General features: G+C 40.9%; 9 protein-coding genes. 7 read left to right on the top strand and 2 right to left on the bottom strand.

From position 1 onward, the window contains the following. Nucleotides 1–133 precede the first annotated feature (133 nt). Nucleotides 134–10,933, top strand: coding sequence for an MARTX multifunctional-autoprocessing repeats-in-toxin holotoxin RtxA (gene rtxA, locus MNY66_RS09890; protein WP_241500759.1), 10,800 nt, complete (start codon nucleotides 134–136; stop codon nucleotides 10,931–10,933). An 83-nt stretch (nucleotides 10,934–11,016) separates the two neighbouring features. On the opposite strand, the gene yfbR is transcribed toward rtxA, so the two are convergent. Then, a complete protein-coding gene (gene yfbR / locus MNY66_RS09885) occupies nucleotides 11,017–11,598 on the bottom strand; it encodes a 5'-deoxynucleotidase (protein ID WP_047257028.1) in 582 nt (193 codons plus the stop codon). A gap of 202 nt (nucleotides 11,599–11,800) precedes the next feature. Further along, the gene (locus tag MNY66_RS09880; RefSeq protein WP_047257027.1) at nucleotides 11,801–13,015 is read right to left on the bottom strand and encodes a pyridoxal phosphate-dependent aminotransferase; all 1,215 of its coding nucleotides are present in this window, start codon (nucleotides 13,013–13,015) and stop codon (nucleotides 11,801–11,803) included. Between the two features lie 781 nt (nucleotides 13,016–13,796). Between MNY66_RS09880 and MNY66_RS09875 the strand changes: the two genes are divergently transcribed. From MNY66_RS09875 to nuoF, 6 genes are all read left to right on the top strand, one after another. Further along, entirely contained in the window at nucleotides 13,797–14,726 is a 930-nt protein-coding gene (locus MNY66_RS09875; RefSeq protein ID WP_047257034.1) for a LysR family transcriptional regulator, read from the top strand. 931 nt (nucleotides 14,727–15,657) lie between these two features. Further along, nucleotides 15,658–16,101 carry an NADH-quinone oxidoreductase subunit A gene (locus MNY66_RS09870; RefSeq protein ID WP_047257026.1) on the top strand — a complete coding sequence of 148 codons (444 nt, stop codon included), beginning with the start codon at nucleotides 15,658–15,660 and terminating at the stop codon, nucleotides 16,099–16,101. Nucleotides 16,102–16,119: 18 nt separating this feature from the next. Further along, nucleotides 16,120–16,794, top strand: a complete 675-nt coding sequence (locus MNY66_RS09865; RefSeq protein ID WP_047257025.1) for a NuoB/complex I 20 kDa subunit family protein — start codon at nucleotides 16,120–16,122, stop codon at nucleotides 16,792–16,794. A gap of 75 nt (nucleotides 16,795–16,869) precedes the next feature. Next, nucleotides 16,870–18,669 (top strand): NADH-quinone oxidoreductase subunit C/D, encoded by a 1,800-nt coding sequence (gene nuoC, locus MNY66_RS09860; RefSeq protein ID WP_187120216.1) that lies wholly within the window; start codon nucleotides 16,870–16,872, stop codon nucleotides 18,667–18,669. A gap of 2 nt (nucleotides 18,670–18,671) precedes the next feature. Then, nucleotides 18,672–19,220: an NADH-quinone oxidoreductase subunit NuoE gene (gene nuoE / locus MNY66_RS09855; protein ID WP_047257023.1), complete on the top strand. Its 549-nt coding sequence runs from the start codon at nucleotides 18,672–18,674 to the stop codon at nucleotides 19,218–19,220. Continuing rightward, nucleotides 19,217–20,578 (top strand): NADH-quinone oxidoreductase subunit NuoF, encoded by a 1,362-nt coding sequence (gene nuoF / locus MNY66_RS09850; protein WP_047257022.1) that lies wholly within the window; start codon nucleotides 19,217–19,219, stop codon nucleotides 20,576–20,578. The genes nuoE and nuoF overlap by 4 nt, the downstream gene beginning before the upstream one ends. Nucleotides 20,579–20,687 lie beyond the last annotated feature (109 nt).

The following is a 20,687-nucleotide window of genomic DNA, read 5'->3' as shown; positions in this document are numbered from 1 at the left end:
ATTATTAGCAGTAAGTATTGTTTTTTATTAATAGTTAAGTATGTTAATCATTAATAATAAAATACTTATATTTCATTATTAATAATTGTTAGTGCTAACTCTAATATCCCCTATTATTAAAAGGACATGTCTTATGGATAAGCGAATAAATAAAATTTCTAATAAAGAAGAAATAATAAAAAAAGATTCATATGAAAAAGAAATAACAGAAGTTAATAATGAAAGTGTAAGTTCATCTAATGGTTTATTTAAGGAAAAAGAAAGTAATCGCCTTCTGCCTAAAAATCGACGTCAGAAAAGAGATATTGTTAGTTTTTTCGAATATAACATTATGGGTTCCTATGAAGGTAATGAAGAAGATAATGATGTCGATGCGATAGCAATAACGCCAGCCACCTTATTTTCAGGTTTAACCGATGGATTAAGAATTAATACCCATGGTGGCAATGATAACATAAAAGTAGCCACATTAGCTGTGACTATAAATACCGGTTCGGGAAATGATACCGTCGTTGGGGGGACTGCTTATATGTCGATTACTAACCCTGATGGCGATTTAAACGTAAGTGGAGCCTCAGGTTATGCACAAATCCACAGTCTAGGAACTGGCAATATTAATTATGTTGGGGCTACCGGCGGTGTAGAACTAGTGCATCAGGCAATAACCGGTCATACCTATGCGAAAACATACAGTTTATATAATAAATTTAAACGTATGGGAGGAAATGGTAATTTAATTGTTGAAGGTGTCGGAGGATATAATGAGATTTACTCCAGTGCTAATGTTGGTAATATTAATATTAATTTATCCGGAGGGTATAATAGCATCACTCGCCAAGGCGGTGTTGGTGATATAAATGCTAATGGGATTGCGGCTTATAATGAAATAATTTCTCGAGTTTGGCAAGGTGATATTAATATTGATTTATTAGGTGGGTACAATAAAGTCACGCACTCTGGACGAAAAGGAAATATTAATAGTAAGGCCATTTCCGTATATAACAATATAGTTTCAAATGTTGTTCATGGTGATGTTAATGCTAATCTATTGGCGGCTCACAATAGTGTTTCTCATTTTGGACAAAAGGGAAATGTTAATATAAAAGGGATTTCAGCCTTTAATTATATATACTCTTCAGTAATAGATGGAGATATTAATGTTAATTTAACTGCCGGCTATAATAAAATCATACGTGAACATAATAATTTATTACTTAATCCATCAGATATACAAAAACCGGAAACCACAGGGGATATTTCTTTTTGGGGGAATGGAATAGCGAATTATATTGTATCTGATGTTGATAACGGACAAGTTAATTTTGAAGGCAATGGTATAGCTAATATTATTAACCACCGTTCTAAACAAGGAGATACTTATTTTCGCGGAACGGGGGGGGCGAATATAGTTTTAAAAACCGGGCAGCAAGGTGATTTAGTTTTTGAGGGGCAAGGTATCGCCAATGTCGTAGTAAATAAAGTGAGTCATGGAACCACGACTATTGAGGCTAAAGGTGTGGCTAATGTTTTTATACGTCAAGGTAATGGGAAATATAACGCTAATCTCTTAGCCATGGCGAATATCTCGATAATGTCTGGTGATAACGAGGAGAGAAATAAGCTGTATATGTTGGGGGGATTGAATACCCATACTCATCTTGGGCATGGGGATAACCTGTGGTTAGCCGCGGGAGGTCTTAATCTACTAACTCATCAAGGTAATGGTAATTTAACTACATCTGTGGCAGGTGGGGGAAATGTTATTACTAAAATAGGTAACGGTAATATTAAGGCCAATATGCTGGGTATGGGTAATATCCTAACGCAAATTAACCAAGGCGATAGAGAAAAAGAAAATCATTTATGGGCGATTGCTGTAGGTGGAGCCAACATCATTACTAAGCAGGGCGTGGGCGACCTTCAGGCATTTATGGGGGGCGGATTAAATGTATTAACACATCTCGGGGATGGTGAGAGTTTTGGCTTAATGGTGGGGGGAGGGAATATATTAACCAAAGTAGGGCATGGAAATGTCAGTGGGATCATGTTTGGTTTGGGGAACATTTTCACCCAAATTGGTGATGGACGTACGATAGGTATTATGGGGGCGGCGGGTAATATTTTTACCAAAGTCGGTGATGGTCAAATCATTGCTGCGATGCTAGGTGGAGGAAATCTTTTTACCCATATCGGGGTAGGTAATACTTACGCTTTTATGGCGGGTATTGGCAATATTTTCACTAAAGTCAACGACAGCGACAATGAAGATGATGTTATCGCTTTGATGATAGCTAAAGCGAATATCTTTACTCAGATAGGCCACGGTACGACGGTTATAGTCATGGCGGCAAAAGGTAATATCGCCACTAAAGTTGGTAACGGTTGTATTTTAAATGCCATGTTAGCGGTTGGGAATATTTTTACTCATGTTGGGGATGGTGAGACGTTTTCTATAATGTTGGGAAAAGCTAACGTATTGACTAAAGTAGGCGATGGATTTACTGCCGCTTTATTAGCTGGAAGTGCCAATATTTTAACGCATGTACACCGTGGAGACAGTACAACACTCGGTATATTCCTCGGAAAAATTAATATCATGAATAAAGTTGGCTCGGGGACTTCATTGGGACTGATGTTCGGTGATGCCAATATTATGAACCATGTCGGTGACGGTATAACGGGCGCATTAGCCATGGGTAAAGCTAATATTATTACCAAAGTTGGTGATGGTTTTATGGGGGTTGTTGCTAAGGCTAAGGGGAATGTAATTACCCATATCGGTGATGGCCCGACCGCAGGGTTACTTTTTGGTAAAGCTAATATTTTAACCAAAGTGGGAGATGGGGCTTTGGTTGGATTATTGGTTTCAGATGGCGGTAATGTGATGACGCATTTGAGCCAAAGAGAGCCCAGTAATACCGTCGCTTTTGCTAAAGGAAAAGCCAATTTAATCAATAAAATAGGCAGTGGTTTATCTATTAATGCGCTATGGGGAAAAGCTAATATTGCCACACAAATTGGAAATGGTGAACGCTATAATTTTGCTAAAGGGCGCGCCAATATAATCAGCAAAATAGGAGAGGGACGCGAAATTACGCTGGTTCAAGGTGACGCAAATATCATCACTCATCTTGGCGATGGTGATGATTATGTTGGTACTAAAGGTAAGGCGAATATAGTAACTAAGGTAGGCGATGGCCGGCTGATATCTGTCGCTAAAGGGGACTCGAATATTATTAGTCAGATTGGTACGGGGATGGGCGTTAATATTTTGTGGGGAAAATTAAATATAGCCACTAAAATGGGAAATGGCCTACAAATCAACGTATTAAAAGCTAAAGGAAATATTACTACCACCATAGGTACCGGGACTAATATTGTTGCCGCTTACGGGGATACTCATATAAATACCAAAATTGGCGCTGGCACGGCGATTAATGCGGTATGGGGCAATTATATTTTAACCAGCCACATTGGCGACGGCACGAATATCGCAGTAATGAAAGGCAAGGGCAATGCCAACATTCATATCGGCGACGGATTAATGATCCACGCCACTTATGCGCGTAATAATATCGCGATTAAGGTGGGTAATGGCGATTTTTATGCGTTGTCGGTGGCTTCAAGCAATACGCAAAGTAATAAGTTAGCAGCATTGTTCGATAACATAAAACAATCCGTGCTCGGGAATGCAGCAAGTCAGGCAATAAATGAGCTTATTAGCGGCAAAAACGCTTTAATATCGGGGAATAGTTCGGGGGTCGATGATATACATATCTCGCCTATCCCGGATAAATTGGCTGGATTGATGTTGACGGAAAATACATCGTTAGCTGCACCGCTAGAGTCGTCGTTGACGCATCAACTCAGTGAGTTAAAAGCCCCGGATTTAGACAGTCTGGCGGAGCAATTTTCTGTTGAAAACGCATCGTCAAATACGACTGCGTTAAATACGACGGAGCGGGTGCAATCCACCACTGACAATTCTACTCTGGGCTCTGTTTCACCTGATATTTTACAACCAGTAATGCAAGATAAGCAGGCCGCACTCGAGATACAACAGCGCCTAAATAAAGAAAAAAATCGTCATTTATCTCATGCACAACTTTCGCTGGATCAATTGAATCATAGCCAGCCGCAGGAATTGGTACACAATGGCGATGAAATACAGCAAAGTTTACTCGCTAATTCGTCGATATTAAGTGGTCAAGCAACAGATATAGCACAACGAGCTATATTCTTTTCTCAGCCAGAAATAACGAATATTCAACAGCCATTAAGTTCAGGTATGCATTGGCGTCAGCAATATGCGGCTCAATTTATACATCAAACTCAAGATAAAGCGCAGCAACACCTGGCAGACTCCTCACAAATATTAAATACAATTGAACAGCAATTAAGTACCAATTATAGCCAGGTAAAAACGTCGGTGCTCCAATCTGAACAGGCTTTAATTAATACTGAAAGTGATTACACCGTAATTGAACCAAATATTACTATTACACAGCAACAGGTTGCTCAAAAGGTGGCGCAAGCTGTAGAGCAACAGAATGAGACTAATAACAGCAAAAACCAAGCGTTAAATCGAAGTACCGCAGCCAAAGATGCCGCCGAACGCCAAATTATCGTAAGTAATAAAAAATTGGCGGCTCAAAGTATCGATGAAGTTAAAGCCTTGAAGCAGAATGATGATTATCGTCCACAGAGAACGACAGCAACAGTCAGTGGATTAGCGCTTAATAAATTAAATGATGTTGAATTGGAAAATGAAGATTTAGATGGATCTAGTGAGTCAGAAATCGTACTAAATATTGATACAGCAGGTATTCGAGCATCAGAGCAACCAATCGATGGCCGATTGAGTAATCAAATTAAATTAGACCAGTTTACACCGCTAATTTCAGCGGCTCAGCAAGTTTTATCCCAGACTGAACTGTTTGATCAATCGCTAGCTCCCGAAGGTATCAATCAGCGTAGAAATAGTGCGCTAGCAGAGAATCGTTTTACCAATGATTATTTAGCGCCGCTATGGGAACAAGGGGGGCAGAAGGTCGAATCATCTTCATCAACAGTGATTGATCCTTCAGATCATGAAATCGATTATACGCTTGATGACATTCATCGTTCATTAATACTCGCCGAATCTTCTGTCGACTCTCGCCCGATAAAAAAATTATTAGCCAGACTAAAACAGTGGCTACCTACATTTTCGGGTGATCCTATCAATGATATGGACTTACTTCAAAAATCAGCTCCGAGAGCACTGCAACATGCGATGGCTAATGCGTTAGCTAACCGTTATTTAATTGAAGAACGAATACATGGATCAGGGGGAGGAAAAGCCTATTTACAGTGGTTAAATTATCTTTTAGAACAGCAATCTGTTCGAACAACTAAAAGTACGGATATTGATTCAGTAGAACAGCAATTAATTGCTACTTATAATCAACGATATTTATCGGCACAGATAAACTTATTATTAACCACACAATCATTAATTCACGCCAATCATCTTAATAAAATTAACTTGCTAGATAACGAAACTATAAAAATAAAAAAACAACACATTGTTGAGCATGTAAATCAACAATTTAAACATAATTTAGAACAGAATGGGATGACAAAAAATAATCAGATTAACGGGTTAAATAATGAGGAAGCCAGTTATCAAAAATTAATGGATAGCATTAAAAATAGCCAAGAGTCTAGTTATTTTCAGTTAAATTCAAGCCATCAAACACTGGCGATTTCAGTAAATCCTAATTACGAAGGGCAATCTGAAGGACAATATATTTATTCGTTATATGATCCTGATATTGGCATTCAATCATTTGATCATTATGCTGATTTTCAGCAAATGACAGATAGACTTTATCAAGCACCTATTACCAATTATTTTGCCGAGCAACATTCTAAAGCGCGAGAACAATCCACTGTGTTAGAGATGGGATATAATCAGTATAAAAACAGTAAGATAATAACCTCTGATAGTGTATGGAAACAGGCGATTGAGGGTGAGGCACAGTATGTTATACAGCAGCTACAAGCTCAGAAAAAAGTACTCTCGATAGGAAATAAAAGTTATGTTCAAATAATTTCTGATGATAATGATATTATTACTGTCGAGTTAACTACACCTACCGAAAAAAAATTACAAATTCAAATCTCAAAAGAAAAAATTAGGCATATAGAAAAAGGTGAAATATTTGTAGATCGACAAAAAAATAATAATACTAAAAATAGTGATATAAAATGTCTAATTAATATCTTAGAAAAGAACTTAGCAAAAATATTAATTTATAGCCATGCAGAAAAAATAGCTATCAAACCTGCTGAATTTCATCAAGGAATTAATATCGAAGTATTAAAAAATAGCAATATTAATCCTCTTACTTTTAATCCTTGCGATATCCTAGATAAAGTAAATCATGATTTAAATAAATCCTCGACCCTCCTTAGTACTATCGATTTTATAGACTTAAAAACATTTACCCCAAATAGTGCAGCAATACACAAAGAATGGCAGGAAATGCTCCGAAATATTAATACCATTAGACAGGTTTATTTTCCTCATGATATCGCACGATATTTTGCCACATTAAAACAGTACCGCGTAGGTAATTGTGGTGATCGTGCATTGTATGCTGCCCATTTAATTATTAATGATCATAATTATCAGGGGGAGGTCGAGTTATTAAAATTAACCGGCGATGGTGACCATGTATTCGTACGAATTGGTGGAGATTCGCCAGATGCTTTGATCCTTGACCCATGGACTGGACGTTATTTTCACCATAGTGTTATGGATCGCATGTTATTTAATCCTAATAACCACAAAATTGATGTACATCAGACATTTGCACAACTAAAAACACTGTTTAGTGATTTATCAAAAATCGATATTCTTCAGCAGCAATTAGCGCCTTTAGGACCAAAACGTAAGACCGGATTGAAATTAACTATCACGCCAGAAATGACGCCATTTGAAATGCGTAAAGCTGAATATCAACGTCAAGGTATTTTAGTCGCTGAGGGCTCGTTTGGTTTAGTTATTTGCGATCCTAAAGAGCCACATTTATTAATTAAGGATATGGGACAAGCCTATGAATCTGCGGTCAATGAAGCGATATATTTCAATCGGTTTTATGGTGATGGCAGTGCTGATGTGCATCGTGATGGGCAAGGAAATGTCTATTTAACGATGTTAAAAGTGCCGGGAACAGTTGTTTCTTCGCTTTCTGCACAGCAATTGCCAATCAATGCACGCGAGTTGTATTTGACGATGGTAGCTGATTTAGCCGACCGCAATATTTACCATCAGGATTTGCATTTAGGCAACGTAATGTACGATGCAGAAAATCAGCGCTTCTGGCCGATAGATTTTGAAAGCAGCCAAGATGCTGATCAAAGTAGAAATATTAATTCGCAGATAGCCGTCGCGCAATTTGAACGTGGATTACATTTGCTCGGGGGAGATGACGCCTTAAATCAAACATCTGAGCGTTTATTGTATAATAGTCAGGTTGATAATTGGATGCGTTTAGATGTTAACTCTACCAATATTATAGGAAATAATTCTATAAATGATTTAGAAAATCCCCCCAGTCAATCGCACAAGTCGCAGTACGACACGCAGCTTATTATCCAATTAGAAAATGATATCACAGTGGCAAAAGCAGCGGCAAATTTAGCGGGCAAGCACCCTAAAAACACAGTAATTGTGCAGTTAGATAGTGTAGGAGATTACCGTGTCGTGTATGGCGATCCCTCGTTAATTCAAGGCAAAATTCGTTGGCAATTAGTGGGGCATGGGCGAGAGTTAAGCCAAGATAATCATCAAGCTGATCATCGAAGTTTAGCCGGCTATTCTGCTGATCAATTAGCGGTAAATTTAGCCCGTTTTCAGAATAATTTTCAGGCGAACAATATTTTAGCGCTATCGCCACACAAGATAAGTCTAGTGGGTTGTTCTCTAATCGGGGAAGATAAACAGCAAGGGTTTGCTCGTGACTTTATGCAATCACTCGCAGAGCAGCAAATTCGTTGTAAGATATCGGCACGCAATAGTGAAGTTGCTGTTGATTTATATGGACATAAACAAACCCGTGATGAGCACGGAAAATGGAACAAGAAACATGCGTCGAATAAAGTAGTTTTAGATTGGAACGATAATAATCACATAGTGAGTTACCAAGAACCCATTCGTCAGGGAATAGCAGAAGGTGAGATTGATATTCACCGTATGGGGCTTAATCAACAGCCTAAAATTGCCTATGGTGTCATTGGTGATGATCGTGAAATTTACACCCCTCCACTGCGCTCTGAATCACCGACAGCACCGCAATCTACAGAGGCAGATAAGTCCGTTAGTTATTCCGGAAATATAGAGGTACAAATTGGCGATGGGGAGAGCACTCTCCTTAATTGGGGAACCAGTAATGCCGTAATCAAAGTCGGTAATGGCGGGGTTAAGGCCGTTAATTTTGGTGATAATAATTTGCTTCTGCATATTGGCGATGGTGATAGCAAACATAGTATTAATATTGGTGGATATCAAGCCTTTGAAGGTGCACAGATCTTTATTGGGTCGCGCAATATTAGTTTTAATCATGGGCGCAGTAACGATGTGATTTTAATGGCAGAAAAATCTATTCCACTGCCGCCATTAGTTAATCCTTTTGATGGTGCAGCGCGTATGGCTCAGCAATTACAACAGATAGCCGATGCGGGTGAGCAAAATGGCAGGCTAAAAACTCAGGATCAGCAATGGTCGTTAGCGGGAGTGCAAAAATATTTGCACGAGATGGCAACGCTAGACGGCTACAGCAACGTCGATTACACCACGTTAACCGAGTTAAATTCTCAATATCAGCGCAGTGGTCGCGGATTAGATGCTGATATTGAAGCTAATCTAAATAAACGATTTAGTCAGTGGCTCAGTGGAAATCCCTCTCAGGCGGACGGGCAAAAGCTTTCGCGCGCGCAAAAATTACAGCAGCTGAATCAAAAAATAACATTTAATTTTGCGGTCGGTGGCCAGGGCGAGGATATTCAGCTTACTCATGGAAATTGGAATTTTATATTCGGCGATAATATTCAGTCTATTTTAGACACGAATATCGGCTCGTTGTTTGGCATTATTAGCCAACAATACAGCGCGACAGGGTTACCTAAAACCACATGGACTTATGCGATTGATGATATGCCGCGCCAATTTAAACATCGAATGCTACAACGCATGGCGAGTATAAATGCGGATACCACCTTAGCAGATATTTTTGGCGTGCAATATAGTGCGACGGGCGCGTTGATTTCAATCGACAACCAGCCGCTAGATACACAGGGGATATTGTTAGAACTGAGTGAAATCATGTTCCAATTTGGCGGCGAGCAGTTAAGTAAATTTACCGATCCACAGGCGATCCTCAATAGCCTGCAAGCTAATCTAGCGTTGGGTCAAGAAGGAATACGTACAACGTTGCAACAACATGGATTAATTGAGAAACATAGTGAAATAGCTGCGGATCCCAATAGCATAGATCAGCCATCAGATGATGAAAATCTGCTATTTGATCATCCCCATTCAGCCACGGCATCCGCGATAGATTCGCAGCCTGAAGCGTGCGATTTTGGTTTTAATTCATTACAACTGCCTAATATTTTTGCCATGCTATTTAATCGCGATAAACAGAGTGAAATGGCAACAAAACTAACCGAAATATCCAGTGAATTTACTAAAGACATCTTAAATATGGAGCAAAAAACCGTTGATTTTCTGCGTCACAGCGGTTTCCTAAAAAATGATGGCGATTTTCATCTTTCGATGGGAAATTACAATTTTAACTGGGGCGGCGATGGTAACGATCTTGGCGCCTATACCGGAGATAACAATAATTTTTGGGGAGGACGAGGGGATGATACATTTTATGGTTCGGGTCTCTCCAATTTGTTTTCTGGCGGGGAAGGCGATGATATAGGCGTGCTTACCGGTCGAGAAAATACTATGTTCGGTGGCAAGGGCGATGATTTTGGTCTGGTTGCCGGGCGGGTGAATTCGCTATATATGGGAGATGGGAATGACAAAGCCTTTGTATTTGGTGAAAATGGCATCATCGAGATGGGGACAGGGGGGGATTACGCGATAGTTTCAGGTAATTTCAATCAAGTTTCGATGCAGCAAGGGCAAGATTATGCCGTGGTGATAGGTAATAATAATAAATTGAGTTTAGGCGAAGGAAATGATTTAGCCACTATTTTTGGTAATGAAAATCAAATACATGCGCAAGAAGGCCATGATCGACTAAAATTAATGGGCTACCACTCGGTGATCAGTGGAGGGACCGGACGAGATCATTTAATCGCTAGCAATTTATCTAAATTCAGTGTGTTCGATGGCGGTGAAGACAACGATATTATTTCATTAGGCGGCTATGAAAATCAGTTTTATGGCGGCGGGGGAAGTAATAGTTTTATTGTTAGCAAGGATATTATCAGTAATCGTGTTATGGATATCCAAGCGAATGATTATATTGTCTTAAAAGGATTAGACCGCCATAACTTAGGCTTTGAGCGTAGTAATAATGATTTACGATTATGGTTCAAACGTTTTGAATTACCGCAAGGTGCACAACAACAATTTGAATCGCTAGGTATGGTCACATTTGATAATTATTTTGCTGAAACTCTTGCTACAGAGCGGGCAAAAATAGTGATCCATGCCAATGAGCGAGAGTCAGATAATCAGCGCGATTATATGGCGTTAACTGGCGAGGCAGTGGATCAATTAGTGAATCTAATGGGACATTCTGGTATCAATTATTCTGCACTCAAGCAGCACTCTGGCTCAATATTGAACGGTATTGATGAGCAAATAGCTATCGGGGTAAATCAGGCTTGGGGAGATGTCGTGCAGCAGCGAGGTTATGTAGCTTAGTTTAATGATTAAGTTTGATAAATAAAATAATCACGGTAGTAAAGTCAAGCAGGATAGCTGACTACCGTGATTATGATTCATAATCAATTACTTATTTCATCTAATGATAAACAAAAGCCAGGAACAAAAATTTCGATAAAATAGTCCATTTCTGGGCTTTTTCTATCCGCTAATGTTTGTTCTAAACGTTTTTTGGCCAGTTTAAATTCGCTGTTACCCGCCGCTAATTCTTCTAAACATTTCAAATAAGCACACAGTGAATCGGCTTGTTTAACTAACGAATGTTCTTCTTCTGTTTGTAAATCTTCAACCACCAGTGAACGAAAATCTTCTTGCAGCTCTTCTGGTAGCATCGCGATTAATTTCTGCTGGGCGTATTTCTCAATTTTTTTATATTCATGAGCAATTTGCGGATTATGATATTTAATAGGCGTAGGTAGATCGCCAGTAATCACTTCGCTGGCATCATGATACATAGCGAGTAATGCAATGCGTTCCGGATTGAGACTGCCGTTAAATTTACGATTTTTAATAATTGCTAAAGCATGAGCAACAAAGGCGACTTGTAGACTGTGTTCAGACACATTCTCAGTCCGGACATTGCGCATTAGAGGCCAACGATTGATTAACTTCATACGGGCAATATGGGCAAAAAAATAGCTCATGATTTCTCCTTAAGTTGATGTCTGGATACAGTTCGCTCTTGTCTGCTAATGACGCTATAAATACAAGGGAGACAAATTATGCCAGAAGCACTTGTCCATTGTGAGTGAGGCAATACATTTTGTAAATGACCGTGTTTGATTGTATGGAGGGGGGAGAATAAAAAAACCTTCGCTGGAATGAAGGTTTTTTCATCTTTATCATCTATTGATGATAGTGCTCTAAGAAACGGCCAAATTTAGTAATTGCCATTTCTAAATCATCAACACGCGGCAGAGTGACAATACGGAAATGGTCAGGCTCAGGCCAATTAAAAGCAGTTCCTTGAACCAACAAGACTTTTTGCTGCAAGAGCAAATCGAGGATCATTTTTTGGTCATCGTGAATATTAAAGCGTTTAATATCAATTTTTGGGAACATATATAGAGCGCCTTGAGGCTTAACACAAGAAACGCCAGGAATTTGATTAATTAATTCCCATGCCCGATTACGCTGTTCATAAAGACGTCCGCCGGGATTGATAAATTCGCTAATACTCTGATAGCCACCGAGTGCAGTTTGAATCGCATGCTGCATTGGCACATTAGCGCATAAGCGCATTGATGCTAGCATTTCTAAGCCTTCAATATAGCTTTTAGCGTGTTTTTTGGGACCATTCAGCACCATCCACCCTTGGCGGAAACCGGCCACGCGATAGGTTTTTGATAATCCATTAAAGGTGACGGTGAGCAGGTCTGGGGCTAAAGCGGCAATCGAATGATGTACGGCATCGTCATAAAGAATTTTATCGTAGATTTCATCAGCGAAAATAATCAAATTATTTTGTCGTGCGATTTCAACTACGTCTAATAGCAGCTCTTTACTATAGACCGCACCGGTTGGATTATTTGGGTTAATAATGACGATACCGCGCGTCCGTGGGGTAATTTTACGGCGAATATCTTCAATATCGGGCATCCATCCTTGTTGCTCATCACACATATAATGAATGGCGTTACCATTAGACAGAGAAACGGCAGCAGTCCAGAGTGGGTAATCTGGCGCAGGTACTAGCATTTCATCACCGCTATTTAACAGCGCTTGCATTGCCTGTACGATAAGTTCAGAAACTCCGTTACCAATATAGACATCTTCAACGGTTAGATCGCGCATATTGCGAGCTTGGTAAAATTGAACGATAGCTTTACGGGCGGAATATAGGCCCTTGGAGTCACAATAGCCTTGAGAGCTGGGTAGGTTGCGAATAACATCAACCAGAATTTCGTCCGGTGCATCAAAACCAAAAGGTGCCGGGTTGCCAATATTCAGTTTTAAAACTTTGTTGCCTTCTTCTTCTAAGCGCTTAGCTTCTTTTAATACAGGTCCACGGATGTCATAGCAGACATTATCCAGTTTGTGCGATTTTTTTATGATATTCATTATCTTCTCACTCACCTTTCGGCATTTACAGCAGGGAGGCATCCCAGCAAATCTAAGTCTTACCACTGTACTCCTACCACGGAAGCTTTTGAAGATCCGCGAGAATTTTGGTGTAAAAGGTTGTAAAAGACCGTTAGGTTAATGTCTGATGACCATTTATCCCCATTAAGTTAGTTGTTAGCGCCAATTGTTCTATTTAGGTTGGAGTTATCATCTAATTAATTGCTGAATTTTAGTGGGGGATTAGATGTCTTAGCTAAAAAGTAGCGATTAATAAGAATATTTATTTTGTATCAAACTGTAAGGTTTTTTGAGTAATCATGTGGAAATATACGAAATTTTGCTAAAAATTTATCTATTAAATTCTAAATTAATCATGCTTGTTAGTGATATTTATCGTTTTAACCCCCCAAATTTATGCTAAAAGTGGTTAAACGGCTGTTTATCGGTCAGTTCTATGCAGGTATGATGAGCGAGCATAAGTAATGTTTATGTATTTACATTAAATTAATTGCAATTACATTAAATATGCTACTATTTTTACTTATTCATAAAAAGAACATTCATATTTGCATACAACTGTCGCTACGCTAAAAGTTAATTAAGAAGAGTAAATATAGAAAAATATATTTTTATATCACTTTAATTTAGCCCAAGGTCATACAGTATGCTGGTGAATGTGTAGATTTAGATAACTTTGCTAATGTTTAAAAAAATGAATACTAGGTCTCTTTTTTGAGATCACAAAACACCAGGCTTATAAAGTATAAGAGAATAAATGATGATAAATTCTAACCGCCCTATTATGAACCTAGATTTAGATTTATTAAGAACCTTTGTTGCGGTCGCGGATTTGAATACCTTTGCCGCAGCTGCGGCCGCGGTATGTCGTACCCAATCTGCGGTAAGTCAACAAATGCAGCGCCTAGAGCAGTTAATTGGGCGAGAACTTTTTGCACGTCATGGTCGTAATAAACTGCTGACTGCACACGGTTTACAGTTGCTGGGATATGCTCGGCAAATATTGCGTGCCAATGATGATGCGACAGCTTCGTTATCCTATAATGATGCCGAAGGTGAATTAAGAATTGGCGCATCTGATGATACTGTCGATATATTGTTGCCATTTCTGCTGAATAGAATCGCTTCTGTTTATCCTCGAATGGCTGTAGATATCCGCATCAAACGCGCACAGTTTATTGAAGGCATGCTAGATAATCATGAAATCGATCTCGCTTTAACCACCGCGCGTATTGCTCATCATCCTAAAACTGCATTACGCACAGTGCCTGTTTTATGGCATTGCGCAGCAGATTTCCAATTACGTACTAATGAACCTATTCCGTTAGTCACTATGGAAGAATCTAATCCTTTCCGAAAACTAAGCATTGAAGCATTAGATGAAGCTGGGATAGCTTGGCATATCGCCTATGAAGCAGCTTCTTTACCTGCGGTCCGTGCGGCAGTAAATGCCGAAGTCGGTGTGACGGCTCGCCCGATGGAAATGCAGAATGCAGATTTACGAATTTTAGGCGAAATCGATGGTTTACCTCGTTTGCCAGATATTCAATATTGGTTATATAAAAATGCGGATGAGCAAAAAGAATCAGTATTGACCGTGTTCAATGCGATCGAAAATAAAAAGATTAGCTATGCTACGGTTGCAGCAGGGGATGATAATCTTGCCGACACAGACAATACTACTGCCTAATTATCTGCATTAATTAAATATATTCATACTGAGTTATTTACTGTTATCGCTATTGATTCAATGGCGATAACAGTCAGCTTATTGCCTAGATTTCAAATCAGTATTTTAACGTATTAGATCATATTTTAGCCTGCGTTTTAAAACTTATTTAATACGCTATTCCAGACAAACCCACTCCGAAGGGTAGCAATATACAGCGCTATTTTTGACGTAATACGTCAGATGATAAAATAGAGAATATTAGCCTTTCAATTGGTATGGTTAATAGTGTAAATTGTGCTTAGTCTATACCGTCTCACCATAATTATTCAGAATAAGAAGATTATTTTTGTCATCATATTCCGTGATGCTCCCGGCATAACCTGAATTTCACTTTGTAGGTTAAAATATTGTTATCTTGTTAACAATATTTTATGTATCAAATCAGTAAAATAGTAACTAATGTGATAACAGTCTATTGATTTAAAGCAAAAAATACTATTTTTATGGCTTAGCCTAAAATTGATTTAAATGTAAACAGAAGCAAAGTTTTTTCAATAAAACCGTGAGCTAGATCAAAAAAATAGTCCATAAAATGCTCTAATAGAACAGGTTTTTCCTGAGATAATAGTGTAGTAAAAGCGAATAATCAGTTAGACTATATGCCGTGTTGATAGGCTTATGGTTAGACTGACACGTTTTAGCTGTTTTAAGATGGTTTTTGTTAATTAACTGTCTTTTGTTTGTAAATAAATTGCGTTTATTTTGTCTCAATTAAGCAAAATAGCCGTATGGGGAGGAAAGCCAATAAGGATCTTTCAACCTGCTTTTGGTGTAGATTGTTCCTTTTTGATTATTTTTCTCAATTAACTGGGCAAATTATGGTGTGACACTGCCGTTATATAATAAGAGCAGAATTACTGGCACCATTTTTAACGAGTAAGCAACGAATATGTCGACATCAATTGAAGCGTTAGCCCATCACTGGGCATTTGCGATTTTCCTTATTGGAACTCTCGCCCTCTGTGCTTTCATGCTCACTGCTGGACATTTCCTAGGTGGCCGGTCAAAAGCAAGAGCTAAACATGTCCCTTATGAGTCAGGAATCGATTCCGTAGGGAGTGCCCGTCTTCGTATGTCAGCCAAGTTTTATCTGGTTGCCATGTTCTTCGTTATCTTCGATATAGAAGCTTTATTCCTATACGCGTGGGCGGTATCCATTCGTGAAGTAGGCTGGCTGGGCTTTATTGAAGCTACTATTTTTATTCTGGTGTTGTTGGCCGGGCTGTTTTATTTAGTACGCATAGGTGCACTAGATTGGACCCCAATTCGTTCACGCCGTCAGGTCGATGGTCCGAGCGAAGTTATCAAAACCAACAATAATCATCCGCAGTAAAAAGCGAGGCATTAAACAATGGATTATACGCTTACCCGCATAGATCCTAACGGGGAGAATGACCGTTACCCCCTGCAAACTCAGGAAATCGTCGGCGATCCGCTGGAGCAAGATATTAGTCGTAATATCTACATGGGCAAGCTGTCTCATGCATTGCACGATGTGGTTAACTGGGGTCGTAAGAACTCTTTATGGCCGTATAACTTCGGTCTTTCATGTTGCTATGTAGAAATGGTTACCTCATTCACTGCGGTGCACGACGTTGCACGTTTCGGTGCAGAAGTATTACGTGCCTCTCCACGCCAAGCCGATTTCATGGTGGTTGCTGGAACATGTTTCACCAAAATGGCTCCGGTTATCCAGCGTCTTTATGATCAGATGCTTGAACCTAAATGGGTTATTTCGATGGGAGCATGTGCGAACTCTGGTGGAATGTACGATATTTATTCTGTGGTGCAGGGCGTTGATAAATTTATCCCGGTTGATGTTTATATTCCGGGCTGCCCACCACGACCAGAAGCTTATATGCAGGCACTATTATTGCTGCAAGAGTCTATTGGTAAAGAACGTCGCCCATTGTCTTGGGTGGTCGGCGATCAAGGTGTCTATCGTGCCAACATGCAGTCAGAAAGAGACAGAAAGCACGGCGAGCGTATCGCAGTGACTAATCTGCGGACACCAGACGAAATTTAAGGCTTATAGCCATTCAGCGTAACCAGAGCAATGTGTTGCGGTCACAATAAACCTGATCAAGCGTTGTGGTGAAGAATGATGACAGATCAGATAGCGCAAAACGGTACCAAGCCAGCATGGCAAACGCAGGAACACCTCGATGATCCTGTGATTTTGGAACTGCGCAATCAATTTGGCCCGGATGCCTTTTCTGTTCAGGCCACCCGTACTGGCATGCCAGTAGTCTGGGTGAAACGCGAACAGTTATTATCAATAATCGATTTTCTTAAAAGACTGCCTAAACCGTATGTCATGTTGTTTGATATGCACGGGACGGATGAACGTCAGCGTATCCATAGACAAGGCCTACCTGAAGCAGACTTTTCTGTTTTTTATCATTTGACCTCTATCGAGCGTAATCGCGACCTGATGTTAAAAGTCGCACTGTGCGAAAGAGATCTCAATGTGCCTTCTATTACTTCACTGTTCCCGAATGCCAATTGGTATGAGCGAGAAGTGTGGGATATGTTTGGTATCACCTTCCAAGGGCACCCAAATTTACGCCGCTTATTGATGTCTCCTAATTGGGAAGGTCATCCGCTGCGTAAAGATTATCCCGCGCGTGCTACCGAGTTCGATCCTTTTGTCTTAACAAAAGAGAAAGAAGCGTTGGAAATGGAGGCGTTAACCTTTAAGCCAGAAGAGTGGGGCATGGCACGGGGCAATGAAAATGAAGATTTCATGTTCCTAAACTTGGGGCCTAACCATCCCTCTTCTCATGGTGCTTTCCGCATTATTCTTCAGCTTGATGGCGAAGAAATTGTCGATTGTGTGCCAGATATCGGTTACCACCATCGTGGTGCTGAGAAAATGGGCGAGCGTCAATCATGGCATAGCTATATTCCATACACCGACCGTATTGAATACCTCGGTGGCTGTGTCAATGAGATGCCTTATATTTTGGCGGTCGAAAAACTGGCTGGCATCGAAGTTCCTGACCGCGTTAAAACCATTCGCGTCATGCTCTCTGAGTTGTTCCGCATTAACAGTCACTTGTTGTATATCAGTACCTTCATTCAAGACGTTGGTGCGATGACGCCGGTATTCTTTGCGTTTACTGACCGTCAAAAAGTGTACAACGTGGTTGAGGCGATTACTGGCTTCCGTATGCACCCTGCGTGGTTCCGAATTGGTGGTGTAGCGCATGATTTACCGCACGGCTGGGATAAACTGCTGCGCGAATTGCTCGATTGGCTACCAAAACGCCTTGAGTCTTATGTGACCTCTGCGCTGAAAAACTCCATTTTGAAAGGTCGTTCGGTCGGCGTAGCTGCGTATAACTCGAAAGAGGCTCTGGAATGGGGCGTAACTGGCGCGGGATTACGTGCGACAGGTATTGAGTTCGATGTGCGTAAATGGCGTCCTTATTCTGGTTATGAAAACTTCGATTTTGAAGTGCCAGTAGGCCATAACGGTGACTGTTATGACCGCGTGATGTTGAAAGTGGAAGAGCTGCGTCAAAGTATTCGTATTCTTGAGCAGTGCTTGAAGAATATGCCTGAAGGGCCATTTAAGGCCGATCATCCATTGACTACTCCGCCGCCAAAAGAGCGCACATTGCAGCATATTGAAACGCTGATCAACCACTTCTTGCAAGTGTCTTGGGGGCCGGTAATGCCTGCAAATGAATCATTCCAGATGGTCGAAGCGACCAAAGGGATCAACAGTTATTATCTGACCAGCGATGGCAGCACAATGAGCTATCGGACCCGTATTCGTACGCCGAGTTACGCGCATTTGCAGCAAATTCCTGCTGTTATCAGGGGTAGCCTAGTATCTGACCTTATCGTCTATCTGGGCAGTATCGATTTTGTAATGTCTGATGTGGACCGCTAACAATGCCGAATGAATTTAATGCTAACAATCAGCCCGCCCATCTTGATGTGGTTAACGTGTACGAACCACCAGCCAAACCTACTTTTGAGCTGAGTGTCGAAGAGCGTGACGCTATCGAACATGAAAAACATCACTATGAAGATCCGCGCGCGGCATCGATTGAAGCACTGAAAATTGTGCAAAAACAACGTGGCTGGGTAGAAGATGGTGCGATTTATGCCATCGCCGATGCGTTGGGGATCCCTGCCAGTGATGTGGAAGGGGTAGCAACATTTTACAGCCAGATTTTCCGTCAACCTGTTGGCCGTCATATTATTCGCTATTGTGACAGTGTTGTTTGCCATATCACAGGTTATCAGGGGCTTGAAGCCGAAATTATCAACCAGCTGAATATTCGTCCGGGGCAAACCACTGCTGACGGTCGTTTTACTTTATTGCCGACCTGCTGTTTGGGTAACTGTGATAAAGGGCCAACGATGATGATTGATGATGATACACACAGTTACGTCAAGCCTGAAAATATCAAAACGTTATTGGAGCAGTATCCATGACAGTATCCGGAGTGAAGCAAGTTATCCGTACTGCGGAAAACCATCCTCTGACATGGCGTTTGCGTGACGACCATCAACCAGTTTGGTTGGATGAATACCGCAGCACAAACGGTTACAAAGGTGCAGAGCGCGCCTTAAAAGGTATGGCACCGGATGAGGTTACCTCATTAGTAAAAGATGCCGGCCTAAAAGGGCGGGGAGGCGCAGGCTTCTCCACGGGGCTGAAATGGAGCTTAATGCCCAAAGACGAAAGCATGAATTTGCGTTATTTCTTATGTAACGCCGATGAAATGGAACCGGGCACCTATAAAGACCGTTTATTGATGGAACAATTGCCCCATCTATTGATTGAAGGCATGCTGATTGGGGCTTATGCCCTGAAAGCCTATCGCGGTTATATTTTCCTACGTGGGGAATATGTTGATGCTGCACGCCATTTACGTCGAGCGATTGAAGAAGCCAAAGCCGCAGGTTTATTGGGCAAAAATATTTTAGGTTCAGGATTTGATTTTGAGCTGTTTGTCCATACCGGTGCGGGCCGTTATATTTGCGGTGAAGAAACCGCATTAATCAACTCGCTCGAAGGTCGTCGTGCTAATCCACGTTCTAAGCCGCCATTCCCAGCAACCTCAGGTGCTTGGGGCAAACCGACTTGCGTTAATAATGTAGAAACTATCTGTAACGTTCCCTCAATTTTGGAACACGGTTCACAGTGGTATATCGACTTAAGCGCAGGTAAAAGTAAAGATGCGGGCACCAAATTAATGGGCTTCTCTGGACGGGTAAAAAATCCGGGCCTGTGGGAGCTGCCTTTCGGAACGACGGCGCGTGAAGTGTTGGAAGATTATGCCGGCGGAATGCGCGATGGGTTTACCCTGAAAGCATGGCAACCGGGAGGTGCCGGGACCGACTTCTTGACTAACGATCATCTGGATTTACCGATGGATTTTGAATCGATCGGTAAAGCGGGCAGTCGTTTAGGGACTGCCTTAGCGATGGCCGTAGATAACGAAGTCAATATGGTTTCGTTAGTGCGCAATTTGGAGCAATTTTTCGCGCGGGAATCGTGTGGCTGGTGTACACCTTGCCGTGATGGTTTGCCGTGGAGCGTGAAAATTCTTCAGGCACTGGAGCGCGGTGAAGGGCAGCCGGGAGACATTGAAACTCTTGAGCAGCTGTGTCGCTTTTTAGGGCCGGGTAAAACCTTTTGTGCCCATGCTCCGGGAGCGGTTGAACCGCTACAGAGCGCCATCAAATATTTTCGTGATGAATTTGAAGCCGGTATCTCGCAACAAGATCTGCGTAATTTAAGCAGTATCGCGGGGATTCAGCCTAATTTGCTGAAGCAACGCTGGTAACAATACTAGTAACTATCACTGGTAACAACACCCACTGTCGGTTCTCCGACAGGTTGGTCACGAAGTGAGAATTTTTGATTAACGCCTGCCGAAACGCGGGCCTTTGGGA

The sequence above is a fragment of the Moellerella wisconsensis genome, from assembly GCF_022592395.1.
Classification (GTDB): domain Bacteria; phylum Pseudomonadota; class Gammaproteobacteria; order Enterobacterales; family Enterobacteriaceae; genus Moellerella; species Moellerella wisconsensis.
Note: the sequence above shows the minus strand (reverse complement) of the source record. Positions and strands in the feature narration are given on the sequence as shown.